General features: G+C 42.6%; 25 protein-coding genes and 2 pseudogenes. 20 read left to right on the top strand and 7 right to left on the bottom strand.

Going from position 1 to position 24,713, the window contains the following annotated elements; translation table 11 throughout:
- Positions 1-24 precede the first annotated feature (24 nt).
- Positions 25-432, top strand: coding sequence for a DoxX family protein (locus tag DET59_RS09590; RefSeq protein ID WP_113969463.1), 408 nt, complete (start codon positions 25-27; stop codon positions 430-432).
- A 187-nt stretch (positions 433-619) separates the two neighbouring features.
- The gene (gene wrbA / locus DET59_RS09585) at positions 620-1,234 is read left to right on the top strand and encodes an NAD(P)H:quinone oxidoreductase (protein WP_113969462.1); all 615 of its coding nucleotides are present in this window, start codon (positions 620-622) and stop codon (positions 1,232-1,234) included.
- A 49-nt stretch (positions 1,235-1,283) separates the two neighbouring features.
- Here wrbA and DET59_RS09580 read toward each other — a convergent pair whose 3' ends face one another.
- A complete protein-coding gene (locus tag DET59_RS09580; RefSeq protein WP_113969461.1) occupies positions 1,284-2,168 on the bottom strand; it encodes an RluA family pseudouridine synthase in 885 nt (294 codons plus the stop codon).
- Positions 2,169-2,345: 177 nt separating this feature from the next.
- Between DET59_RS09580 and DET59_RS09575 the strand changes: the two genes are divergently transcribed.
- Entirely contained in the window at positions 2,346-2,741 is a 396-nt protein-coding gene (locus DET59_RS09575) for a YhcU family protein (RefSeq protein WP_113969697.1), read from the top strand.
- A 188-nt stretch (positions 2,742-2,929) separates the two neighbouring features.
- On the opposite strand, the gene DET59_RS09570 is transcribed toward DET59_RS09575, so the two are convergent.
- Entirely contained in the window at positions 2,930-3,328 is a 399-nt protein-coding gene (locus DET59_RS09570) for a thioredoxin family protein (RefSeq protein WP_113969460.1), read from the bottom strand.
- Positions 3,329-3,494: 166 nt separating this feature from the next.
- Here DET59_RS09570 and DET59_RS09565 point away from each other — a divergent pair, with 166 nt between their 5' ends.
- From DET59_RS09565 to DET59_RS09535, 6 genes are all read left to right on the top strand, one after another.
- Positions 3,495-5,168: a glycoside hydrolase family 13 protein gene (locus DET59_RS09565; protein WP_113969459.1), complete on the top strand. Its 1,674-nt coding sequence runs from the start codon at positions 3,495-3,497 to the stop codon at positions 5,166-5,168.
- Between the two features lie 386 nt (positions 5,169-5,554).
- A complete protein-coding gene (locus tag DET59_RS09555; RefSeq protein WP_113969457.1) occupies positions 5,555-7,096 on the top strand; it encodes a bifunctional GNAT family N-acetyltransferase/carbon-nitrogen hydrolase family protein in 1,542 nt (513 codons plus the stop codon).
- Positions 7,097-7,281: 185 nt separating this feature from the next.
- Positions 7,282-9,033: a phospho-sugar mutase gene (locus DET59_RS09550; RefSeq protein ID WP_113969456.1), complete on the top strand. Its 1,752-nt coding sequence runs from the start codon at positions 7,282-7,284 to the stop codon at positions 9,031-9,033.
- A gap of 189 nt (positions 9,034-9,222) precedes the next feature.
- Positions 9,223-10,338: a GAF domain-containing sensor histidine kinase gene (locus tag DET59_RS09545; protein ID WP_258549643.1), complete on the top strand. Its 1,116-nt coding sequence runs from the start codon at positions 9,223-9,225 to the stop codon at positions 10,336-10,338.
- A gap of 12 nt (positions 10,339-10,350) precedes the next feature.
- Complete coding sequence (locus DET59_RS09540) at positions 10,351-10,986, top strand: response regulator (RefSeq protein ID WP_113969454.1); 636 nt, start codon at positions 10,351-10,353, stop codon at positions 10,984-10,986.
- Positions 10,987-11,007: 21 nt separating this feature from the next.
- Positions 11,008-11,547: an NADPH-dependent FMN reductase gene (locus DET59_RS09535; RefSeq protein WP_113969453.1), complete on the top strand. Its 540-nt coding sequence runs from the start codon at positions 11,008-11,010 to the stop codon at positions 11,545-11,547.
- A gap of 132 nt (positions 11,548-11,679) precedes the next feature.
- On the opposite strand, the gene DET59_RS09530 is transcribed toward DET59_RS09535, so the two are convergent.
- A complete protein-coding gene (locus DET59_RS09530; protein WP_113969452.1) occupies positions 11,680-11,934 on the bottom strand; it encodes a YhdB family protein in 255 nt (84 codons plus the stop codon).
- Positions 11,935-12,099: 165 nt separating this feature from the next.
- On the opposite strand from DET59_RS09530, the gene DET59_RS09525 reads away from it, so the two are divergent.
- From DET59_RS09525 to DET59_RS09510, 4 genes are all read left to right on the top strand, one after another.
- Positions 12,100-12,402 carry a DUF3889 domain-containing protein gene (locus DET59_RS09525; protein ID WP_181778108.1) on the top strand — a complete coding sequence of 101 codons (303 nt, stop codon included), beginning with the start codon at positions 12,100-12,102 and terminating at the stop codon, positions 12,400-12,402.
- Positions 12,403-12,647: 245 nt separating this feature from the next.
- Positions 12,648-13,838 (top strand): MFS transporter, encoded by a 1,191-nt coding sequence (locus DET59_RS09520; RefSeq protein ID WP_181778107.1) that lies wholly within the window; start codon positions 12,648-12,650, stop codon positions 13,836-13,838.
- Positions 13,839-14,127: 289 nt separating this feature from the next.
- Positions 14,128-15,540, top strand: a complete 1,413-nt coding sequence (locus tag DET59_RS09515; RefSeq protein ID WP_113969449.1) for a SpoVR family protein — start codon at positions 14,128-14,130, stop codon at positions 15,538-15,540.
- 107 nt (positions 15,541-15,647) lie between these two features.
- The gene (locus tag DET59_RS09510; protein ID WP_142675578.1) at positions 15,648-15,992 is read left to right on the top strand and encodes a hypothetical protein; all 345 of its coding nucleotides are present in this window, start codon (positions 15,648-15,650) and stop codon (positions 15,990-15,992) included.
- A gap of 491 nt (positions 15,993-16,483) precedes the next feature.
- On the opposite strand, the gene DET59_RS09505 is transcribed toward DET59_RS09510, so the two are convergent.
- On the bottom strand, positions 16,484-17,113 hold the full coding sequence (locus tag DET59_RS09505) for a YczE/YyaS/YitT family protein (protein WP_181778106.1): 630 nt from the start codon (positions 17,111-17,113) through the stop codon (positions 16,484-16,486).
- Positions 17,114-17,379: 266 nt separating this feature from the next.
- Here DET59_RS09505 and DET59_RS09500 point away from each other — a divergent pair, with 266 nt between their 5' ends.
- Positions 17,380-18,984: an SLC13 family permease gene (locus tag DET59_RS09500; protein ID WP_113969446.1), complete on the top strand. Its 1,605-nt coding sequence runs from the start codon at positions 17,380-17,382 to the stop codon at positions 18,982-18,984.
- Positions 18,985-19,027: 43 nt separating this feature from the next.
- On the opposite strand, the gene DET59_RS09495 is transcribed toward DET59_RS09500, so the two are convergent.
- From DET59_RS09495 to DET59_RS09485, 3 genes are all read right to left on the bottom strand, one after another.
- Positions 19,028-19,804 (bottom strand): 3-hydroxybutyrate dehydrogenase, encoded by a 777-nt coding sequence (locus DET59_RS09495; protein WP_113969445.1) that lies wholly within the window; start codon positions 19,802-19,804, stop codon positions 19,028-19,030.
- An 18-nt stretch (positions 19,805-19,822) separates the two neighbouring features.
- Positions 19,823-21,109, bottom strand: coding sequence for a GntP family permease (locus tag DET59_RS09490; RefSeq protein WP_113969444.1), 1,287 nt, complete (start codon positions 21,107-21,109; stop codon positions 19,823-19,825).
- A gap of 143 nt (positions 21,110-21,252) precedes the next feature.
- Complete coding sequence (locus DET59_RS09485) at positions 21,253-22,575, bottom strand: hemolysin family protein (RefSeq protein ID WP_113969443.1); 1,323 nt, start codon at positions 22,573-22,575, stop codon at positions 21,253-21,255.
- 288 nt (positions 22,576-22,863) lie between these two features.
- Between DET59_RS09485 and DET59_RS09480 the strand changes: the two genes are divergently transcribed.
- The 6 genes and pseudogenes from DET59_RS09480 (at position 22,864) to DET59_RS09465 (ending at position 24,582) form a co-directional block, all read left to right on the top strand.
- A complete protein-coding gene (locus DET59_RS09480) occupies positions 22,864-23,193 on the top strand; it encodes a hypothetical protein (RefSeq protein WP_113969442.1) in 330 nt (109 codons plus the stop codon).
- 55 nt (positions 23,194-23,248) lie between these two features.
- A pseudogene (locus DET59_RS22050) lies at positions 23,249-23,404 on the top strand (ArsR/SmtB family transcription factor); the annotation flags it as partial.
- Positions 23,394-23,588 carry a heavy-metal-associated domain-containing protein gene (locus DET59_RS22360; protein ID WP_472924300.1) on the top strand — a complete coding sequence of 65 codons (195 nt, stop codon included), beginning with the start codon at positions 23,394-23,396 and terminating at the stop codon, positions 23,586-23,588. The pseudogene DET59_RS22050 and the gene DET59_RS22360, both read left to right, overlap by 11 nt.
- 19 nt (positions 23,589-23,607) lie before the next feature.
- Positions 23,608-23,982: pseudogene (locus tag DET59_RS22355) on the top strand (P-type ATPase actuator domain-containing protein); the annotation flags it as partial.
- 42 nt (positions 23,983-24,024) lie between these two features.
- Positions 24,025-24,300, top strand: a complete 276-nt coding sequence (locus DET59_RS22350) for a cation transporter dimerization domain-containing protein (protein ID WP_472924301.1) — start codon at positions 24,025-24,027, stop codon at positions 24,298-24,300.
- Positions 24,301-24,396: 96 nt separating this feature from the next.
- The gene (locus DET59_RS09465) at positions 24,397-24,582 is read left to right on the top strand and encodes a Fur-regulated basic protein FbpA (protein ID WP_181778105.1); all 186 of its coding nucleotides are present in this window, start codon (positions 24,397-24,399) and stop codon (positions 24,580-24,582) included.
- Positions 24,583-24,713 lie beyond the last annotated feature (131 nt).

Genomic DNA, 24,713 nt, shown 5'->3' with positions numbered 1-24,713 from the left:
GGAAAACATAAAGGAGGAAGTAAGATGACAGCATTAGCTGCGTTCGGTTTATTGGTCATTCGTTTAGTAGTGGGGTTAACCTTCGCTGCTCACGGAGCACAAAAATTATTTGGCTGGTTTGGTGGACATGGACTACAAGGAACAGGTGGTTTCTTCGAGTCCATTGGAATCAAGCCGGGAAAAACGATGGCATTACTTGCAGGAATTTCTGAAGTTGCAGGGGGATTGCTATTCGCAGCAGGTTTCCTGACGCCATTAGCAGCGTTACTTATCATTGGGACGATGATTGTAGCGATCGTGAAAGTTCACGGACCAAATGGTTATTGGGTAACACAAAATGGTACAGAATATAATGTGATGCTCATTGTTGTTGCTCTTGGAGTAGCACTGGTAGGGGCAGGATCATTTTCTATAGACGCACTTTTATTTTAGTTGAGTTTTTTTTCAATAGAAATTATCTGATGTGGAAATCCAACATAGAGAATCGGCATGCATTCCAACATCACTACTTTTCATTAGTCATGAATAATGCAGGTGAATGTTGATTGATTTACCTGCAGTCTGATTCGGTGTTTCACTTTTTACTATATAAACCATATTTAAAGGAGAGATTTTGATTATGTCTAACGTAAAATTAGCAATCATGTACTACAGTTCAACGGGAACAAATTATCAAATGGCAAAATGGGCAGAAGAGGCTGCGAAAGAAGCAGGCGCTGAAGTGAAAGTACTTCGTTTTGAAGAAACGGCCCCAGAAGGAGCGATCGCTTCAAACCCAGCATGGGAAAAGCACTATAATGAAACAAAAGATATCGTACCTGTTGCAACACTTGACGATCTTGAATGGGCAGACGCTTACCTTTTCAATGTTCCAACACGATTCGGAAACGTTCCTTCTCAAGTCAAAGCTTTCCTGGATACTACCGGAGGTCTTTGGTTCAACGGAAAACTTGCAAATAAAGTAGTAAGTGCCACTTCATCTGCAAGCAACTCACACGGTGGACAGGAGCAGACGGTACTGGCTCTATACACAACCATGATGCACTGGGGTGCAATCATCGCAGCTCCTGGATATACAGACCAATCAAGCTTTACTACAGGAGGAAACCCATACGGAACGAGTGTAACGGTCGATCAAGAGGGCAATATGGTTGAATCCGTAGAGCCTGCAGTGAAACACCAAACCCGCCGTACGATCCAAATCGCTGAAGCGGTGAAAAACGGATTGAAATAATGAACATATAAAAAAACGAGTCGCTCGAGAGCGGCTCGTTTTTTTATTCTCACAGCCCAACATCATCGGCACAGTCAGCCTCACACTCAATCCATTCGCCGGTCAGGGGATGAGGAAATGAAATCCGTGCAGCATGCAACGCTTGCCTTTTGAAAATCGGCTTTCCTCCATATAATATGTCTCCGACCAAAGGATGACCGATGTGACTCAGATGGACGCGAATCTGGTGGGTACGTCCCGTATCAAGCTGGACCTCCACTAATGTATAAGGATTTTTATACTCCAGCACCTTGTAGTGGGTGACTGCATCCTGACCAGAAGGTGAAACTCTTCTTCTAGTATTGTGATGGCGGTCCCTGCCAATCGGTTCAGAGATGGTGCCTTTTTTCTGCTTCAATCGACCATGAACGAGAGCGTGGTATGTACGCTTGATCTGCCTCTCAGTGAGAAGGCGGTCAAGAATCGCTTTACTTAACGGGTGCTTGGCGAAGATGATCGCTCCCGATGTATCATGATCCAAACGATGAATGTGCAGGACGCGGCAGCTTTCTCCCCGGGCTTGATAGTGAAAGGCCACCAGATTTGCGAGGGAATCCGTCTCCTCCGGATGGTTTGGGTGAGTATCAATTCCCGCAGGTTTGTTGATGACAATCAGATGGTCATCTTCAAATAACACATCGATCTCTCCGTAGGTCGGGGGGACATCGTATTCTAATTCTTTAAATAAATGAAGCTGAAGCGTATCTCCCGGAGAAAGGGGCTGGGTCCAGGAAATCGATTCCCCGTTCACTTTAATATCACCCGCCATCCTCAAGGAATGAATCAGTTTCTTGGGTGCTTGCCAGTGATTTCTAAGAATTGTTTCAATCGTTACATTTTTCCATTTATCTGGGATGACTAGTTCAAATAGTTCTCCTTTTTTCTGTGTTTTCATCAAAAAACTCCTTCAAATGACAAAAATCTTATACATGTGTGGGTATTTAAACCTAATTTAACACCTATTCAACCCAATTCATGGGTATAATTACCACGCAGTGGGTTCTACTTCTATGTTATCCTTAATATATCTATTACAGAGAGATTACAACCATTACAAAGGTGGGTTATGACGGTGAAAGTTTTACTAGCATCAACACATGAACAGGAAGACAAAATTCAAGAGCTCATACAGTACATGTATTGTACTATTTTCCCTGATTATTTCACAGATGATGAAATTGAGCAATTTGATGATATGCAAGTATTACATACGACGACGAGAAACTTTGAATACTTCGGAACCCTTAAAGAAGCGTTTCAGGTGATTTCAAGCTTACAAACATTGATTTCCATTATCGAGAGTGGATCAAAAGAAGATGTGTATGAAGAAATGTTTTACCACAATGCTGAGATTCTTCAGGGCTTTGGTATGTTTTTCCCGCTGTCTTATGATCAATTCACTGGAGAATCGGATTGTAAACATAGCTTAAGTATCTATTCGAGAGCGGATAACCAGCTGCTTGTGTAAGTGAATCACGCCGGGAAAAGATTGATACTTTAGAAAATTCGTATAAAAATGTTTAGAAGATTCCTGTGAGGGGAAAATAGCTTGTAATAAGTTAATCCTGAAGATACTCAAGTGTCTTCATCTTGAAATTCCTCCTCACTTGAAAGGGGCTGACTCGTGGAAAAGTCAGCCCCTCTTTTTTTGCCTATTTATTCTTTCGTAACGTTCTCTTCAAAAAACTTCTTAAATTCTTCTTCAGGCTGTTCTCCTACGATTCTCGCCACTTCTTTTCCATCTTCAAAATGTACCAGTGTCGGAGTGGATTCGATTCGGTACTGATCCCATCCTTGTTCAAATTCAAGAAGATTGTACTGAACCATATCGACTTCCATGTCTTTGGCAAGTGGAGCAAGTACAGGAGTAGTCCTTTTACAATGAATACACGAGGAGCTGTAGAAATATACAGTGACATCTTCGTTATTCTTTAATTTCTCTTCTAATTCCTCTGGCAGGATCACATTCTGATAGTTGGGATCGTCCAGCGGTTCGACGGTAGCCGGGTTAAGGTCCGCTTTTTTGAACTTATTCCCCTCTGCCTTTTTATTCATATAGAATTCCTTTCTACGTATATTCTATCAAATTATAGTATGTTATTATTATAAACGTAAAATGAGAAATCTTTATGAAGAAATATGATATTTTTTTAACGATCTGTGCAAACGCTTGCAGTAATCGTTTTATTCTTTGAATTGATCTAACAGGAGGAAAACACATATGACGAAACAGTGGTGGAAAGAATCGGTCGTCTATCAAATTTACCCTCGCAGCTTCATGGATTCAAACAGGGACGGTGTCGGAGATATCAGAGGAATTATTTCTAAATTGGATTATCTGAAAGAACTAGGCATTGATGTAGTCTGGTTATCTCCTGTGTATGAATCTCCGAATGATGATAATGGTTATGATATCAGCAATTATAAAAAGATTATGGACGAGTTCGGCTCGATGGATGATTGGGAAGAAATGCTTGAGGAAATGCATCAGCGTGATATGAGGCTTGTGATGGATCTAGTGGTGAATCACTCTTCCGATGAGCACGGCTGGTTTGTGGAATCAAGGAAATCAAAGGACAATCCATATCGTGATTATTATATTTGGCGTGAAGGAAAAGACGGAAAAGAGCCGAATAACTGGGAGTCTGTATTTAGCGGTTCTGCTTGGGAATATGATGAAACGACAGAGGAATATTTCCTGCATCTTTTTTCAAAAAAGCAGCCGGATCTAAACTGGGAGAATCCGAAGCTGCGCCAGGGACTCTATGACATGATGAAATTCTGGCTGGATAAAGGGATCGATGGTTTCCGTATGGACGTCATTAACTTCATTTCGAAAGTGCCAACATTTCCAGATGCGCCGAGTCCTGAAGGCAAAACGTATGCTTCTGGTCATGAGTACTTTATGAACGGTCCCCGTATTCATGAATTTCTCAAGGAAATGAATCAAGAGGTTCTCTCTCATTATGATGCGATGACGGTTGGTGAAATGCCGGGTGTGACACCGGATGAAGCCGTCCTTTACACAGGTGAAGACCACAATGAAGTGAATATGGTATTTCAGTTTGAGCATATGGATGTGGACTCGGGTCCAGGAGGGAAATGGGACGTCATTCCTTTCGACCTGGTAAAATTGAAAACCATTTTAACGAAGTGGCAGACAGAACTTCACGGGAAGGGCTGGAACAGCTTGTACTGGAACAACCACGATCAGCCAAGGATTGTGTCGCGACTTGGTGACGATGGTGAGTACCGCGAGAAATCCGCGAAAATGCTGGCAACACTTCTTCATCTGATGCAGGGGACCCCTTACATTTATCAAGGGGAAGAAATCGGAATGACGAATGTCAGATTCTCGTCCATTGAAGAGTACAAGGATATTGAAACCCTCAACATGTACCGTGAAAAAGTAGCAAAAGGCATAGATCCGGAAGAAATCATGAAGTCCATATATGTAAAGGGAAGGGACAACGCCAGAACCCCTATGCAATGGAACAGCGGGGACCATGGCGGGTTCACAGAAGGAAATCCATGGATCGCCATTAACCCGAACTACAAAGAAATCAATGCCGAAGAAGCGCTGAAAGATTCAAAATCCATTTATTACTACTACCAAAAATTGATCGCTCTTCGTAAAGAACATGAAATTATCCCATACGGATCATTCGAGCTTCACTATGCAGATCATCCCTCCGTATATGCCTATACGAGAGCCTATGGAAACGAGAAGATCCTGGTACTTTGCAATGTATCAGGAGAAAAACAAGTCATTGAAAACGTGGCTTCCTTTGATATCAAACAGGCTGATGTCCTGATCACCAACGAAGAAAACAATAAAGATGATGCCTTTACATTAAATCCTTGGGAAGCAACAGCTTACTATTTTAAAGGGTAATGGAAGGAAGCACCCATATGATCGGGTGCTTCTATTTTTAAGGACATTTTTTGTGAAATTTGTTTGGTGTTAAAGATCTATGAAATAAATAATAACCTAGTTGATTCTCGCTGCAGGTGCTCGACTCCTGCGGGAATAGCGGGAAAGTTGAGACCCCGCAGGGCAAAGCCCGAGGAGGCTCAACTCACGCCCCGCGGAAAGCGAGCACCTCTCGCTGTAATCAACCACTACTGGTTATATTAAAAATATTTAACACCAAATCAAATTTCTTCAAATCATACACCCCCCTTTGCTAAAATAAAAGGGATGCACTGTCATGAACTTCGTTTCAACAGTGCACTATAAGGGTATATAATTCAGGTATTTTATGAAGGAGTAGATCATAGATGGCAGAAAAACTAGACTTATCACAGTTCGAAAAGAAAATGATCATTCGTCCAATGGAACCTAAGGACATTCAAGATATCATCAACATGCAGTCTGTCTGCTTTCCAGGGATGGACCCCTGGAAGGTTGAGCACCTGGAAAGTCATTTGGACGTGTTTCCCGAAGGTCAGCTTGTCGCCGAATTAGAAGGGGAAATCATTGCATCATGCTCGAGTCTGATCATTAATTTTGACGAGTATGACGACCGACACACTTGGGATGATGTAACGGATAATGGTTACATAACGAATCACAATCCCGATGGCTATAACCTTTATGGAATCGAAGTGATGGTTCATCCGGATTACCGTCGCATGAAGGTAGGCCACCGTTTGTATGAAGCAAGAAAGGACCTTGCAAGGCAGTGGAATTTAAAGAGTATCATCATTGGGGGACGCATCCCGAATTATCACAAGCACTCTGAAGAAATGTCACCAAGAGAGTACGTGGATTCAGTGGGGCGTCATAAGATCTATGATCCCGTGCTTTCATTCCAGCTTCTGAATGGCTTCACCCTGATGCGGATCAACCCTAACTATTTGCCTGACGACAAGCGGTCCCATAAGTACGCCACACTGATGGAATGGAATAACGTCGATTACCGTCCGTCCAGCAAGAGGCATTTCAAAACAAGTTATCCTGTCAGAATTTGTGTTGTTCAGTACATGATGCGTAAAATCAATTCCTTCGAAGAGTTCGCGAACCAGGTTGAATACTTCACAGATGTAGCATCAGATGCAAAATCTGATTTCGTCGTGTTCCCTGAAATCTTCACCACACAGCTCATGTCATTCTTGAACATCGAGTCACCAAGCCTTGCTGTAAGAAGGTTGACAGATTTCACTGAGGACTACATTGAATTATTCACGGATCTTGCGGTTCGTTACAACGTGAATATCATTGGGGGTTCTCACTTCGTCAAGGAAGAAGACGATGAAATCTACAACATCGCTTACCTGTTCCGTCGTGATGGAACGATCGAGAAACAATACAAGGTTCATATCACACCAAACGAACGAAAATGGTGGGGGATCAGTCCTGGAGATTCCGTAAGGGTATTCGATACGGATTGCGGGAAGATCGCGATTCAAATCTGCTATGATATCGAATTCCCTGAGCTTGCCCGTATTGCAACTGACAAAGGGGCGAAGATCATCTTTACTCCATTCTGTACAGAAGATCGCCAAGGGTATCTCCGTGTCAGATACTGTGCACAGGCCCGTGCTGTGGAAAACCAGATTTATACGGTCATTTCCGGTACAGTCGGTAATCTTCCACAGACAGAAAACATGGACATTCAATACGCTCAATCAGGTATTTTTGCTCCGTCAGACTTTGAATTTGCCCGTGATGGAATTGTCGGTGAGACGAATCCGAACATTGAAATGGTCATGATCGGAGACGTGGATCTCGAAGTGCTGCGACGTCAGCGTCAATCGGGTACGGTCCGCCAGCTGAAAGATCGCCGCCATGATGTGTATGGAGTGAGCTATAAGAAGTAATAAAGTAAAAGCCTCGCTGAATGGTTCAGCGAGGCTTTTTTGAGTAAAAAGACAAATTCATTTTAGAAAAATTATGCTAAAATAAGGTCTGAACGAATCTTGTCGACATGTGACGGATTGTTTTAGCAGGATTTCTACAATATGTGATAGAATTTATTATTATACAGCATTAGGAGGGGATCGTTTTGAGTTGGAAAACATCTTGGGAAAAATGGAGCGACTACTTGCATCTGGATGAAGAGATCAACGAGCTTTTAGGAGCATTGAAAGACGACGAGAAAACCTTAGAAGACGCATTCTACAAAAACCTGGAATTCGGTACTGGTGGAATGAGGGGAGAAATTGGTCCCGGAACCAACCGAATGAACATTTATACAGTTAGAAAGGCCTCTGAAGGATTAGCACGATACATAGAAGAACAAGGTGAAGAGGCTAAAAAGCGCGGAGTTGTAATCGCTTACGATTCCCGTTATAAATCTCCTGAGTTTGCCATGGAATCAGCTAAGACATTGGCTACACATGGTATTCAAACATATGTATTCGACGAACTGAAACCAACTCCGGAGCTTTCATTTGCCCTTAGACAATTAAAGGCATTCTCTGGAATCGTGGTCACGGCAAGCCATAATCCACCTGAATATAATGGGTACAAAGTATACGGTGAGGATGGAGCTCAGCTGCCTCCACACGTAGCCGATGCCGTTATCGATAAAGTGAATGAAGTGGAAAATGAGCTGGAAATTGAAGTGAAGTCAGAAGAAGAATTGAAATCATCCGGCCTGATTAAAATGATTGGCAAAGAGATCGATCAATCTTACTTGGAACATCTGATTTCGATTTCTGAAAAACCGCAAATCGCCAAGGAAGTCGACCTGAAAATCGTATTTTCTCCCTTACATGGAACAGCCTTAAAGATGGCTGAAAAGGGTCTGAAAGCTTTAGGATATGAGTCTGTTCACATTGTGAAGGAACAGGCCATTCCAGATCCTGAGTTTACGACAGTGAAATCCCCGAATCCGGAAGATAAAGCAGCCTTTGAATATGCCATCCGTGACGGGAAGGAAATCGACGCAGATATCCTGATTGCCACAGATCCGGATGCAGACCGATTAGGTGTAGCCGTTAAAGGTGAATCTGGCGAGTATATCCTTCTCACAGGTAACCAGACAGGTGCGATTCTACTGGATTATATTCTGGCACGTAAACAGGAAAAGAATATGATTCCTGAAAATGGACGAGTATTCAAAACCATCGTTACATCCGAATTAGGCCGTAAAGTGGCAGAACATTACGGAGCTTCCGTGGAAGATGTACTGACAGGCTTCAAATTTATCGGTGAAAAAATCAAGAAGTATGAAGAAACAGGCGAATACTCATTCTTATTTGGTTACGAAGAAAGCTATGGGTACTTAATCGGCGACTTCGCCCGGGACAAAGATGCCATTCAAGCCGTGCTGATGGCTGCAGAAGCGGCAGCTTTCTATAAGAAGCAAGGCAAAACGCTATATAATGTACTGAATGATTTATTTGAACAGCATGGCTTTTATCAAGAGGGATTAAAGAGTTTAACTCTTAAAGGAAAAGAGGGCGCTGAACAAATTCAGGGGATTCTGAAGGACTTCAGAAACGAGCCTTTGAAAGAAGTGGCAGGTATGCAGGTTGTTTCATCGGAAGATTATAAAGTAAGGAAGAAAGTCGATTTACAATCAGGTGAAGAAACATCCATTCACCTTCCATCTTCCAACGTTTTAAAATATTATCTTGAAGACGGATCCTGGATTTGCTTGCGCCCATCTGGAACCGAGCCGAAAATCAAGTTCTACTTCAGCGTGATTGGTGAGACGCAAAGCGACAGCGATAATAAATTACATGCTCTGCAAGAAGCCATCATGGCGAAAGTGGAAACGATGGTAAGTTCATCTGTAGGAGAGGCATAAAGGCTTTACGGCAGTATTGCATTGTCTAATACAAAACAAGAGATGTGTTGGTGCATCTCTTGTTTTTTTGTATGGGAGTGGAACGTATGTTTTCAGTCAAAGGTCGTAGAACGTTTCATTCTTTTTGAGAATACCGGATTTGTGTAAAATCTATATAATAGTAGTGAAGGATCGGAGAGGACGATGAAGATGAATCAAGAATCCCTTTCAAATATCGGGCTTTTAAAAGAGATAGCCGAATTGCTGAACAATGAAACAGAGCTTTCTTCCATGCTTTCAGGTGCAGTGAAGAAGTTGATCAGAGGAACTAGCTTCACGACGGGATGGATTTTCTTTATTGAAAAGGAAGGAAGTCACGAGCTTGTCTCCTATGAGAATCTCCCAAAGTCACTATCTGACCGGAAATGTGAACTGATGAAAGAGGGCGGCTGCTGGTGTGTCAACCGCTTTCGGAATGGAAAGCTGACGAAAGCATCCAATATCATCGAATGTCAGCGGATCGAGCAGGCCATCGAAGAAAACAGAGGGGATACGGATGAAATAACGTATCATGCAACCGTCCCTCTTCAGTCCGGAAATGAATCCTTTGGGTTATTGAATGTCGCAGCTCCGAATAAGACCCACTTTTCTACAGATGAACTGGCTCTCCTGGAATCGGTTGCCTTTCAAATCGGTTCGGCCATTAAGCGTATTATGCTGACTAAGAAGGAGCAGGAAGTCGCTCTTATTGGCGAAAGGAACCGATTGGCAAGAGATCTTCATGACTCTGTGAACCAACTGTTGTTTTCCCTTACATTAACGGCAAGAGGCGGAGCGGAGATGACCAGGGAAGAGGAAGTAAAGGACACCTTCAAGACCATACAAAGTCTTGCCCAGGAAGCGCTATCGGAAATGCGTGCCCTCATCTGGCAATTAAGACCCCATGGTTTGGAAAACGGAGTGGTGGAAGCGGCTAAAGGATACGCTGACATGCTCGGTTTAACCCTTGAATTGAAAGTAGAGGGGGTCCTGTGCCTAAGCTCTAAAATTGAAGAAGTATTGTGGCGTGTCAGTCAGGAAGCATTGAATAATTGTAAAAAACATTCGGGTGAAAAGAACATATTCTTTACATTAAAAAGTGAAGCTCAATCGATTCGATTAACGATTGAAGATAAAGGATACGGATTTCAATATGACAGGAAACAGTCCCTGCCGTCAGTGGGGATCCAAGGTATGAGAGAGCGTGTGAAAAGCATTGGCGGGGAACTAACGATAGATAGTGGACTTGGGAAAGGAACGACGATTGCCGTTCAAATACCGTATTAGGAGGTGTCATGCATGATCAGAGTGTTAATAGCCGATGACCATCACGTCGTACGAAGAGGTCTTGTCTTCTTTTTAAAAACACAAAAGGACCTGGATATTGTGGGGGAAGCAAAGGATGGGGCAGAAGCCGTCCGGTTAGCTGAAACACTTGAACCGGATATCATCTTGATGGATTTAATGATGCCGGTCATGGACGGAATTCAAGCAACAAGGGAAATAAAGAAGAATCATCCCGCCATTCAAATTCTGATGCTCACCAGCTTTTCTGATCAAAATCACGTGATTCCTGCCATTGAAGCAGGAGCAGCCGGGTACCAATTGAAAGATATTGAACCCGATGAATTAGTAAATAGCATCCGTAAGCTTTTGTCCGGGGAAAATTCTCTTCATCCTAAGGCAACCAACCATTTACTTACCCGGATCTCCAGAAAAGAGCCCCCCCACAAAATCCATGAACTCACCAAACGGGAGAAGGATGTTTTGATTGAGCTGACGAAAGGGAAGAGTAATAAAGAGATTGCTTCCAGCCTTTATATAACGGAAAAAACAGTCAAGACTCATATCTCAAACATTTTTTCCAAGCTGGAAGTAACGGATCGAACCCAAGCGGCTTTGTATGCCGTCAAACATCAATTGACATCAAACTAAACCGGAAAGGATTTTTCTACCATGAGTATTGTAATTATTAACGGAAGTCCAAGAAAACGCGGGCGTACTGGAATTGCATCACGATTCATTGCCCGGACGTATGATTGTGACCTTATTGACTTGAGTGATGGATCACTGCCACTGTACACCGGAGAACAGGATCAATCAGAGCTTGAATCCGTTCAATCACTTAAACAAAAGGTGAAGGAAGCAGACGCCGTCATTTTAGCCTCCCCTGAATATCACAGCGGTATGAGCGGAACATTGAAAAATGCACTCGATTTCCTGAGCAGTGAGCAATTTGCCCACAAGCCAGTAGCACTTCTTGCATGTGCCGGTGGAGGTAAAGGCGGGATCAACTGCTTAAACAACCTTCGCATCGTCGGCCGTGGAGTGTATGCAAACGTCATTCCGAAGCAGCTCATCCTTGATCCACACTGCTTTGATTATGAAGGGGACGGACTCTTAGAAGAACCTGCTACATTAGTCGATGATCTGATGAGGGAACTGAAGGTGTATGTGAAAGCGGCTGAGCTAGTGAAAAGTGAAATTTCGTCTTAATCGAGGAAATCGGCATTGTGCCGGTTTTTTTTGATTTGGTTCAATTTTAATGATTCTAAGCATACCCAAATAATAAAAGCTGATCCAATAGCGCATACTATTTGGATCAGCCGTAGGTGGAATTCTCATTTGTTACATTTCTGCAAAGGTTTCCTCAAGTGGTTGCTCGACACTATAGGTGAAGTTTGCATGTTCAACATATCGTAATAGCGTATATAGGCTACGCTCTACAACCGTGTAATCATTAGAAAAATGATACGCATGTAAGAAGTGTTCAATTCTTTTCGAAAGAAGGTCATCCTTCGTTCTCACCATGAGGATCAACAGGTTGTCCCATTCTGATCGGTGAGTGTAATACAAGGCACGATCGTAATCGACTTTGTTCACTTGGTTTCCCTCCTTTTGAAGGGGTAATCATATTGTATGGAGAAAACCGCTTTTATCTCTCTGTAAAAGTTGGTTATGTTGCAAATGCTTGTTTTCCTACTATTGGGTGAATAAATCAGTGAATTTAATTCATCCTATTAATGAAACGAAATAGAGGTGATGATAATGAAGAAAGCAATTGTGATCGCATCAACTGTATTTTTTCTTTTATTTTCAAATCATGCAAATGCTCAACCAACGGATTATCAAAAATTTGGCCGGATTGCCACAGCCGTCATTAAAGAGGACTACCCCGGTCAGCCTGTGAAGGATTATCAATACCAGGGTCGAAAGAAAATGACGGAAAACAAAGTGGCCGACTCATTTGAATTTACCGTTCAAGAGAACAGTGCAGAGAAGAAGGTACTTGTAGTCGTCGTACACGATCTTGATAATGAAAAAATACTGAACATTACGGTGCAGGAATAGGTGCAGCAATTAAAGTCTTCTTAAAGGAAGGCTTTTTTTGTTCGGATTGTGCGTGTAATATCTAAAGCATGTAACCGCTACGCCGTATTGATTATAAAATAAAGTATTCTCTGCATTATTTGAAACCTTTTGCTAAAATAAACCTATACATAAATCGTTTTTAATTTTTGAAAGGGGTTCTTTGATCCAATGTGATACGGTCTTTTCTCACCTAATTAAAAACTGAATAGAGGGAGGAAAAGATATTGCATTCCAATGCATTTAGAAATCTGTGGTTCGGTCAAGCATTGGCCAATATGGGGGATGTGCTGTATATCGTAGGGTTAATCTCCCTTGTTTACCATTTAACAGGTTCAGCTATTTACATGACGGCGGTTCCTTTGGTGATTACGTTTTCGAGGTTCATAAGCAGTATGGCAGCACCCCTTCTGCTGAATCGCATGCAAATGAGGAGTTTAATCGCCTATTCTCAAATGGGGAAAACATTCTTTCTATGCTTCTTTTTGTTGTTAATGGTACTCAATGTTGAAAATGTGTGGTTCTATTTAGGGTGTGCGAGTATCATTTCATTTTTAGATGGATGGGCATTGCCTGCACGGAATTCGTATGTGCCTTTTCTTGTGAAACGGGAAGAGTTGATGGGAGCGAACGGTTTTTTATCCACCGTCGATCAGACGATACAATTTTCAAGCTGGGCGTTAGGTGGAATCCTGCTATCGCTCATAAACGAAACGAATCTCTTTATCGTGATCATTGTTTTGTTTCTCGCCAGTACGCTCTTTATGCTGAAGCTCCCTGTCATCCCAAGTACCAGCTTAGAAGTGAGAAAAGTTTGGTGGCAGCAGCTTGGAGAAGGATGGTCAGAAGTTAGAAAGAGAAAGGGATTAGTTCCCGTGTTTTGGATCTATGGGTTAGAATCGATTTCAGGCACTGTTTGGATTGCGGCTGTTTTGTATTTGTATGTTGATCTGCAATTGCAGCGAGGAGAAGAATGGTGGGGGTTCATCAACTCCAGCTTCTTTATCGGCTTGGTCCTTGCCTCGTATTTGATTTTTAAGCTCCACGGCTTGTTTTCCAAACACAGGCATAGATGGCTCCCGATTTGCATGGTCTTTACGTCAAGTGTGACACTCGTATTTGCCTGGAATAAGGTTGCGCTCCTTGCACTTGTTTTATCCTTTGTGTTCGGTTTGTTTGATCAAATTAAAAATGTCGTTCTTCAGACGTATTTGCAGGAAAGTGCTCCACCTGAAGAGCTGGGGAAAATCTATGCTGCCCAAGGTGCGTTAACCACATTACTGTTTGGGTTATCCTCTGTTGGAGTAGGGCTGCTTCTTGAAGTACTAAGTATTTCAATGATTTTCACCCTTTCAGCACTATTGCTGCTGGGCACTCTCATCCCGGTGATGCTGCTTCAAAAGAATATTAGGACATAACATTTATGAAAAAGCTGTTCCCATCTTGTGATTGGGAGCAGCTTTTTTTGTGCGGATTCGCCTTATGCTTGTCGCCTCTGGGCGAGCCGCCTCCGCTTTTCTTATTGTCCAGCTGCAGGGCTTAGAGGCTCGAGGTCATAAGTCAAGCTGACAGGAAGGTGAAAAGGCGCACCTTCCTGCCACCTCGCCTTATGCTTGTCGCCTCTGGGCAAAGCCCTTCCGCTTTTCTTTTCATCAAATCCCTTTTCTTTTCATACATTTAGATAAGAGTATAAAGAGGGGGATGACTATGAATTTAGAGGAACAGAGGCAGTTGCAAAATGCGATAGGGGAAATTACTGAGATTGCAGCCGGGTTTGGTCTTGATTTTTATCCGATGCGTTATGAGATTTGTCCTGCTGAGATTATTTATACATTCGGTGCTTATGGGATGCCGACCCGCTTTTCTCACTGGAGTTTTGGGAAACAATTTCATAAGATGAAGCTTCAATATGATTTGGGTTTAAGTAAAATTTACGAGCTCGTGATTAACTCGGATCCTTGTTATGCTTTTTTATTGGATTCGAATGCACTTATTCAGAATAAGTTGATTGTTGCCCATGTGTTGGCTCATTGTGATTTCTTTAAGAATAATGTGCGATTCCAGAATACCAAGCGGGATATGGTAGAGAGTATGGCTGCTACTGCGGAACGGGTGAGAAGGTATGAGATCGAGCATGGGAAGCAGGAGGTTGAAAACTTCCTCGATGCCGTACTTGCCGTGGATGAGCATATTGATCCGTCATTGATGCGTCCGAAGCTGTCGTGGACGATGGACGATGTGGAGTGGGTAGAGGAAGATGTGAGTCATGCAACTCCTTATGATGATCTGTGGTCGTTGGATGAAAAACCGAAGAGCAGAGAGAAGAAAAAGGTGAAGAAGAAGTTCCCTCCACAGCCTGAAAAGGATATTCTTCTTTTTATTGAGCAGTACAGCAGGGAGTTGTCTGACTGGCAGCGGGATATATTGACGATGATGAGGGAAGAAATGCTGTATTTCTGGCCGCAGCTTGAAACGAAAATCATGAATGAAGGGTGGGCTTCGTATTGGCATCAGCGCATCATCCGAGAGATGGATTTGACGAGTGGTGAGTCCATTGAGTTTGCCAAGCTGAATGCAGGTGTTGTACAGCCTTCCCGTACGCAGATCAATCCGTATTATTTAGGATTGAAGATTTTCGAAGATATTGAAGATCGTTTCGACAACCCGACGGATGATATGAAAAAGCGTGGGGTGAAACCAAATTCAGGCCGTGAAAAAATGTTTGAGGTTCGTGAGATTGAGTCTGACATTTCCTTCTTACGGAACTATTTAACGAAAGATCTTGTTACGAGAGAAGATATGTATTTATTCCAGAAGCAAGGTAAGGACTACAAAATCGTAGATAAAGAGTGGACTCATGTGCGGGACCAGCTGGTGGGGATGAGGGTCAATGGAGGGTTCCCTTACATCACAGTGAATGATGGGGATTATATGAAGAACGGGGAGCTTTATCTGAAGCACTGGTTCGAAGACGTGGAACTCGATATTAAGTATTTGGAAAAGGTTTTACCTTATCTGCATCAGCTTTGGGGAAGACCGGTCCATATCGAAACGCATGTGGAGAACCGTGATATGTTATTTACGTATGATGGGCGAAGCGTGCAACGAAAATATCTATAGTAGGGAAGAGTCACATCCAGGATATCATCCTGATGGGGCTCTTTTTTGTTCTAAAGAAGGTGGACTTGTTCATACATAATAATAAGAACATTGGAGGAGGAGATAAGATGGCAGACGTGGAAGTCTTTATCGGTGATTTAAAGGACCGGTCGTTTCATTATGAAGGGGGAGACTGGAATCATAATTATCCTAAACGGATCAGTCCCTTTTTTCCGAAGGGATATGAACTATTTTTCTCCGTGTTGGATGGGATTTATTATAAAAGGTTGGAGGGACGGCAGACCGATTGGGGAAGCCATACCTGCCTGATGTTCCCGGCAGAGATGCTATCGATGCTGGAAGAATATTATAAGAGAGAAATGGATGATGAACAAGTACAGCAACTATTCCAGTTTATAAAGCAGCTGGATCAGGATCAGCAATACGGCTTGGTTGCATGTGAGATGTCCTAAGGGATAAACCTAAACCTTTCCACTTTGAGGTGCTTTTTAGAAGAACTCGCCGTAGTTTTAATTAGGCAGGTTTTTTTAATTGGAAAAAGACGTTGAAGAACCAGTGGAAGGAAAATAAGAGGAAGTTTTCCGGTTATATCCAGAATGGTGCTTGTTTTGGGGTAATTAAGCGGAGTTTTTCCGGCTATGCACAGAAAAATCACCTATTTAAGTAACTTTCGGGTCAATAGGCGGAATCTCTCCGTCTACTTCAGCTTTTTTTAATAATAACGACTAATTAAGCGGAATTTCTCCGCCTAATTAAAACGTCGGTGTTTAACCAGATCTCCCAGGCAATAAGTGCTGCCCCTCTTTTTAAAAGTGCAAAATTCATATACAGGATTCTTGATAGATCTATTGATTCATAGGTCGTCAATTCTTGCGCTCTTTATTAAAATGCCCCTCTTAAAACGAAACCCTTTAACCTTTGTTTCACCACTTCCACTCTCGTCTCACATACTAATATTGCCGTGTTCAGGGAAACGTGTGTGGAGTCTGTTAGTGAAAAATAAGAAAGATTTTTGAAAGATGGGACTTTGAATAAACGTATAAATAAAAGTAAAAATGAAGACTGGACCAGAAAGGAGCAGTCCGATCAGTAACACCGCACACTCACACATGATCCGGACTCTGCTGATGGAAAGGTTCGTTAAATCCGAAATGGTCAGCATAAACCCGTCCCGCGGACCTGTACCAAGGTGTGCCGCTGAATACAATCCCCCGCCAACCCCCATTAAAATAATCGCTGATAAGAGAATCAGGATATCTGCGACTAGGTTTGTTTGAGGCGGAAGCAGGTCGTAAAATAGAAAGAAGTCGACCAACATGCCAACCATCACACCGTTAAGGATCGTTCCGATTCGAACATACTTCCCTTTCAAAACCAGGGTGCCTGCAATCAGGGTGGCACCGACCATGATATTCCACGTTCCAATCGTTAAGCCGAACTTCTCGAATAAGGCAATGTTTAACACATCCCATGGATGGATCCCTAAGTATTGCACTTTGATGGACATGCTGATCCCATAGCTGAAAATAAGTAACCCTATTACAAAATAGCTTATTTGCCAATAGATTTTCATATTGTCTCCTTTTGAAATAACAGTCAACACTCTATAACAATATTTTACAACGAAATGGTTTATGAAGATATGGTTTGTTTTTCGTTTAGTAGAGAGAGGGCGAAGGTCCTTCAACAAATGTATATCCTTTGAAGGAGATAACATAAGGAGAGTAGGAATAAAGGAGTGAATATTCAGATATTTACATTATTTGGAGGGGTTGTGATTGACAGCGCTTTCGATGGTCGATAGAGTTTTAGTAAGACGAGTAATGGGGGAATGAGTAGATGCTTACTGTGAAAAACGCATGGGGGACACTTTGGAAATGGCACGGGGATGTGATGGATACTTTGCAATTTTTCAGTTCCGGAAGTACGCCTGCTGCTTCTAGCACGGTGGATACAAATCTTGTTCCGGAGCCAAATGCAAATCCGAGACAGAAAATCGGTTTTTTCTTAGGACCACTCCTGTTTATTCTTATCATGTTATTTTTCTCACCTGAAGGTTTGTCAAAAGAGGCCATATCTGTTCTAGCAGGTACAACATGGATAGCGGTATGGTGGATAACAGAGGCGATACCTATTCCGGCAACTGCTTTGTTGCCGATCATTTTGTTTCCGCTTACGGGAGCTCTTCAATCCGGGGATGTCACGTCTGCCTATGGTGATAGTACGATTTTTCTTTTTATGGGTGGGTTTATCATTGCGATCGCCATGGAAAAGTGGAACTTACATAAGCGCATTGCCATGAACATCATTTTGTTGATTGGTACAGGCACTGAAAGAATTGTCCTTGGATTCATGCTGGCTACAGGTTTTTTATCTATGTGGATATCGAATACGGCAACAGCTATGATGATGCTTCCGATTGGAACAGCCGTGATTTATCAAGTGAATCAAAGCCTGGAAAAGGAGGGGGCTATAAGAACAGGTCACTTCAGTAAAGTAATCATGCTGGGAATTGCCTATAGTGCTTCGATCGGAGGCTTGGGAACGTTGATCGGAACGCCTCCGAACACGATATTTGCTGCAGTAGTGAAGCAGTTGTATGGGATTGATTTCTCGTTTGCTAAATGGATGCTTTTTGGAGTTCCACTTGCCACTATTCTTCTATTTGTTACATGGTGGTATTTAATCAAGGTGGCTTTTCCATTAAAGATGAAAGAATTGCCCGGGGGAAGGGAGATTGTGGAGAAAGAGAACCGGTCTCTTGGTCGCATTTCATTTGAAGAAAAGCTTGTTCTTACGGTCTTTGTCGCTACAGCCCTTTGCTGGATCACTCGATCGTTTCTATTGAACCAATGGGTCCCGTCATTAGATGACACAATCATAGCCATTACAGGGGCACTCGTATTATTTCTTCTTCCAGGAAGAAAAGAATCCCGATTGATCAATTGGGACGATGCAAAGAAGCTTCCATGGGGGATCCTGCTCTTATTCGGTGGAGGTCTTGCCATTGCCAAGGGTTTCAAAGAGACGGGGCTGGCAGAGTGGGTTGGACAGCAATTAACGATTCTTGAAGGAATATCATTCATTATCATTCTTCTTGCAGTGACAGCCTTTGTTATTTTCTTAACGGAAATTACGTCCAATACGGCGACAGCCACAATGATGTTTCCGATAATGGCTGCCCTTGCAGCTGCCTTGAATATTCACCCTTATAGTTTGATGGTGGCGGCGGGCTTAGCTGCTTCATGTGCTTTCATGCTGCCGGTGGCTACACCTCCGAATGCTGTCGTATTCGGATCAGGTTATATCAAAATGGGAGACATGGTCAAGGCGGGTATATGGTTAAATCTGATTAGTATCGTATTTATTACCCTTTTGATTTATTTCTTCATGCCTCTCGTATGGGGAATCGATTTAGGTGAATTACCTGTAAATATGAACTAAAGAAAAATCGGATCAGTTTCCTGATCCGATTTTTCTTTGCTTATTATTGAGCAGTATATCCGCCATCCAAGACAACGGCCTGGCCAGTTACACCTTTTGCTTTGTCACTGGATAGGAAAATGGTGTAGTCTGCAATTTCTTCTACTGATAATAATCTCTTTTGTGGAACAAGAGGATAAATGACATCCTCCAATACTTTTTCAAGCTCCACACCACGGGTCGTTGAAATATCCTTTAACTGGTTACGGACCAGGGGGGTATCCACGTATCCGGGGCACAGGGCGTTGACGGTAATCCCATGCTCGGCACCTTCTAATGCTGATACCTTTGTCAGACCGATGACACCATGCTTGGCGCTGTTGTATGCCGCTTTTCCGGCAAAACCGATCAGTCCATTAATGGATGCCATATTAATGATACGGCCGAATTTTTGCTTCTTCATATGAGGGAAAGCAAATTTTGTTGCGATAAAGGGAGCGGTCAGCATAATTTTGATCAGGAGCTCGAATTTTTCGATAGGAAACTCTTCAATTGGAGCTACGTGTTGAATACCTGCGTTATTGATCAATACGTCTATGCGGCCATAGTGCTCAACTGTTTTATCAATTCCCGCTTTCACTTCTTCTTCACTGGTAACGTCGCATTTAATGCCGAGGCAATCGAAGCCTCTGTCTTTCAGTTCTTCAACCGCTTCATCCAATCCTTCTTGATTGATATCTGAGAGAACGACTTTCGCACCATTTTGAGCAAAGTGTTCCCCTATTTCAAACCCGATTCCCCTTGCAGCACCTGTAATGAATACAACTTTATCATTTACCATCTTCTTTTCCTCCTCTAATTAATAAATTCCCAGATTGGCCAGGATGATTGAAACGATTTCTGCAATCGTAGGAATAAGCAACCCGACCACAGCTACATCCAAATACGAATCTTTATGGGTTAGCCCTGTTACGGCAAATAAGGTCAGGAGGGCACCGTTATGAGGCAGAATCGATGCCCCTGATGAAATGGAAGCAATTCTATGGAATGCTTCTGCACTGATGCCACTCGTTTGAGAAAGTTCATAATATTTATCTCCCAAAGCCTCTAGGGCAATCCCCATTCCTCCTGAAGCAGATCCAGTAATAGCTGCAAGAGTTTGAACAGCTATGGCTTCAGATATGACGGGGTTCCCTTTAATGCCGAGAATAAGCTTCGTTAACGTCTTGAAACCGGGTGCCGCTGTGACAACTGCTCCGAAACCAACGGCAGCGCTTGTGTTAATGACTGCCATGACTGAACCTTTTGCTCCGCCATTGACTGCAGGGATGAATTTTTTGTAATGCTTGAAGTTAATGATTAATATCGAAAGTATGCCTACAAGCAGGGCGGTCAGGATGTTCCACTTAAAGACATTCAGTGTTACGACGACAATGACAAGGGGAAGAAATGATAAGTAAAAGTTAGGAAGCTCCGATTCGTTAATTTCCTTCACATCGTTTCCGCCCTTGGGCTCGGTAAATGTATCTTCTTTACTTGTAAATTGTTTTTGACGCCATCTTAAATAAAAATACCCTCCTACCGCCATTATTAATCCGCCGACGATCCCAATGATCGGAGCGGCAGTGGGGGATGTTTTAAAATAATCGATCGGTATTAAGTTCTGGATCTGAGGTGTACCGGGAATGGCCGTCATCGTAAAGGTGAAAGCCCCTAATACGAACGTTGGAGGCAATAGCTTCCGTGTGATATTCGCTTCCCTGAACATGGCAATAGCCAGAGGATATATCGCAAATACAACAACGAATAAGCTTACACCGCCATATGTTAAAACGGCAGCTGCAATCAGCACGCCCAGTATGGCCCTGTCTTTTCCTATTATGTTGGTGATTTTGTATGCGACAGATTGGGCAGCCCCTACATCCTCCATCAGTTTTCCGAAAATGGCTCCGAACAGGAATACAGGAAACCATTCTTTAGCAAAATCCACAAACCCGGTCATATACGTTTCTGTATACGCAGGAAGCAGGTCGAGACCACTCATTATTGCCACTAAACCGGCAACCAGGGGAGCGATCCAAATGATTGACCAGCCTAAATACGCCAAGACCATAAGTAGGATTAATCCAACAATGATGCTAGTCATAACTCACCTCTCATAAATGTTTGAAGTTATTTTTCCATTAATGAAAGGATTTATTCTAAATGGAAAGCTGTTTTCCTAAGAGTGGGATTTGTATGGGGACGTTCTGGATAAACTTCATTCACTTAGAGAAAAAGAACGAGCCGTTAATCCGACTCGTTCTTTTCATGATGGCCATCCATTTTGGTAACTTCTAAATATTGAATATGATGGCCATCGATTTCTTTTAACCTGAAACAATAGCCTTGTTCCTCGATTTTGTCATTCAGTTTCACTTCGTACTTCTGAGTCAGGAACCAGCCTCCGATCGTGTCGACCTCATCTTCTTCAAGGGAGATGCCAAGAAGGTCATTCACATCTTCAATGAGCATCACGGCGTCAAAGATATAATGATCTTCATTCACCTTCTGGACTTCAGGAATTTCATCGATATCAAACTCGTCCCTTATCTCTCCGACAATTTCTTCAATGATGTCCTCGACCGTGACAAGACCGGCAGTTCCACCGTATTCATCCAGGAGTACGGCCATCGGCGACCGTTCTTTCTGAAGTTTGACGAGTAAGGCTTGAATAGGGATGGTTTCGATGACGCGGATCACAGGCTTGATAAAGGAAGTTAAGTCTTCATGTTCCTCTTTGTGGTTCACGAGTGTTGTCAGCAGTTCCTTCACATTCACTATACCGAGGATATTATCTTTATCCCCTTCCACGACAGGATATCTCGTATAGCGTTCCTCTTTAATGATGGAGAGTGCTTCATCAATGGTAAAATCCGAGGATAGGGTCACGATATTCGTTCTTGGAACCATGATTTCCTTTGCAATTCGTTCGTCGAATTCAAAAATTTTGTTTACGTACTTGAATTCGGATGAATTGATTTCACCACTTTTGTAGCTGTCGGAGAGAATGATCCTGAGCTCTTCTTCGGAATGGGCAATTTCATGTTCAGAAGCGGGTTTTAAACCGAATAACCCGGTGAACACCCGGGCAGAGCCATTTAATGTCCATATGAAGGGATAAGCAAGTCGATAAAACCAAATCAATGGTCGTGCAAATAAAAGAGTGACTTTCTCTGCTTTTTGAATGGCAAAGGTTTTCGGTGCCAATTCTCCAATCACCACATGCAAAAAGGTGATGACGGAAAATGCGAGTCCAAATGAAATGATGCTTGTAACGGAAGCATTCAAATCAAGCTTCTCAAACACGGGATGAAGCAACGTTTCAATGGTCGGCTCACCTAACCAACCGAGTCCGAGGGCTGTGATGGTAATGCCTAATTGACAGGCGGAAAGGTATTCGTCTAAATGGGAGATGACCCTTTTGGCAGCAATGGCCGTTTGATTTCCTTCAGACACCAGCTGATCGATACGGGAGCTTCTTACCTTGACAATGGCAAATTCTGATGCAACGAAGAAAGCAGTCAGCGCAATTAAAACAGCAACGAGAAATAAATTAAGTAAAATGTCCAATGAGCAGAAGCTTTAGAATGGGGGTGAATCCAAAAGCCCCTTCTTAAGCTTCAAACACCTCCTGAATAGAAAAGTCATGGTTCCGTAAAAAAATGAAGCAAGATAGCACTTGAAATCCGGTTGCAATGAGTATATCCTTTTAAAAGTATCACATTCTTATCTGTATCCAAAGTGCGTTGCAATGTGCTGGTCATTCGGTTATTGTTAGAAATAACAATTTCATCATAAAGAATAGAAATGGACCAACCAAGGATACGAATCAATGGATAGTTGGAAAGGAGAACGATTATGGCAGACGTGTTTAACCAAGGATTTGTTGTAGCCCTTATCATTGCCTTTTCGGTTTATGTCATCTTAAGAGGAATAGCTATTTTCTTTGGCAAAGCAGGGAAAGGCTATCTGGAAAATATTCAATCTCAAACAGGACGTTTATATCTGCAATTAATAGGTGGCTACTATATATTATCAGGCGTACTTGGCCTGCTTATTCCACGATTAGACTGGAAAACAGAAGAGATATACTTTGCAATTGCAATCTTTGCGATTTCATCTGTTGTTTTCTGGGTAACACTGGATCTCTTGATGAAACGTGATCGGAAAAAACTTCAACAAAATTAATACGTATTTTTCGTTAGCTCTGGTTATAAGCCAGGGCTTTTTCTGTGCCTGGAAATCGTCCCATCATTTGCGTTTATTAAAAAAGCAGGGGTTAGCCAAATTCAGAAAAAAAGGCAAGCTCGTTTATTATTCCTTAGACGACCATCTTGTGAAACAATTAATTGAAATTGCCTTGACTCATCAAGTGGAGGTGGAGGAACGTGACCGGTAAACCAGCCCATAAACAAACCTACCGGGTCGAAGGATTCACGTGCGCGGGTTTCGCGGCGAAGTTCGAGAAGAACGTTCAGCATCTCTACGGAGTGCTAGATGCAAAAGTGAACTTTGGAGCAGCGAAGATTACCGTATACGGAGAAACCACGAAGGAATCTGGTGGAACAAGCAGGAGCATTTGAAGGACTTCGCTTAACAGATATTGTTGAGGGCTCGTCTTTTGTCAATCAGGCGGCGATCACAGGAGAATCGGTCCCTGTGGAAAAGCTTCATGGCGATGCTGTATTTGCAGGAACGTTAAACGAAGAAGGGTATTTAAAAGTCAAGGTAACGAAGCGGATTGAAGACACGACTCTCGCTAAAATCATTCATTTAGTTGAGGAAGCGCAGGGTGAGAGGGCACCTTCCCGAGCGTTTGTGGATGCATTCGCTAAATATTATACACCGATTATCATGGGCATCGCTTTACTAGTGGCTATCATTCCACCGCTGCTGTTTGCAGGGGACTGGTCGACATGGGTCTATCAGGGACTATCTGTCTTAGTGGTAGGTTGTCCATGTGCCTTGGTCATTTCGGGATGGAGAGTAACGAAGGATTCCATTCATATTTTAATTTTAATGGAAGGATCACCAAAAGGGATCGATACGGAAGAAGTGAAGAATAGCCTGGCTGCCATCCCGGGAGTCATTGAAGTTCATGATCTTCATGTATGGTGCATCACGTCGGGATTCACAGCCCTAAGCTGTCATGTAGTGGTAGGAAACGAAGTGAATCGGGATACCATTCTATTACGACTCTCAGCCATTCTTGAAGAGGAATTTGGCCTTCATCATTCTACGATTCAAGTTGAGGGAAAAAGTGTCACAGAGGGCCATCATCACGTTTGTACGTAACAGCTCTCGCTTTTCTTTCTCCTTTTATTTCCAATGTGTAAGAGGATGTTTAGTTCACTCCAGATGTAGGGTATATCTTCAACTGGAGGGATGAACATGTTACATCAAGAAAATAAATCACAGCAACAAAAGACACCCGAATTTAAAAAAGACTTCTATATTCAACAATTATTAAGGATTGGCGTATATAAATATTTTGGAAAACAGCTTTATGAGCTATCAATGAATGAATTACAAGATGTTTATCTGGAATATTATGTTGGTGGAGATATAGCTCAATAAAAAAAGACGAACCTTTTACAAGAAAAGGATCGTCTTTTTTGGTGTGCCCGGCATGTGCACACGCTTTAGGGTTCAAGTCCCGAACGGTGAAGGTCGTTGTAGCCGTTAGCTGAAGGCAAGGGTGTCCAGGG

It is taken from the genome of Rossellomorea aquimaris (assembly GCF_003315075.1).
Classification (GTDB): Bacteria; Bacillota; Bacilli; order Bacillales; family Bacillaceae_B; genus Rossellomorea; species Rossellomorea aquimaris_C.
Note: the sequence above shows the minus strand (reverse complement) of the source record. Positions and strands in the feature narration are given on the sequence as shown.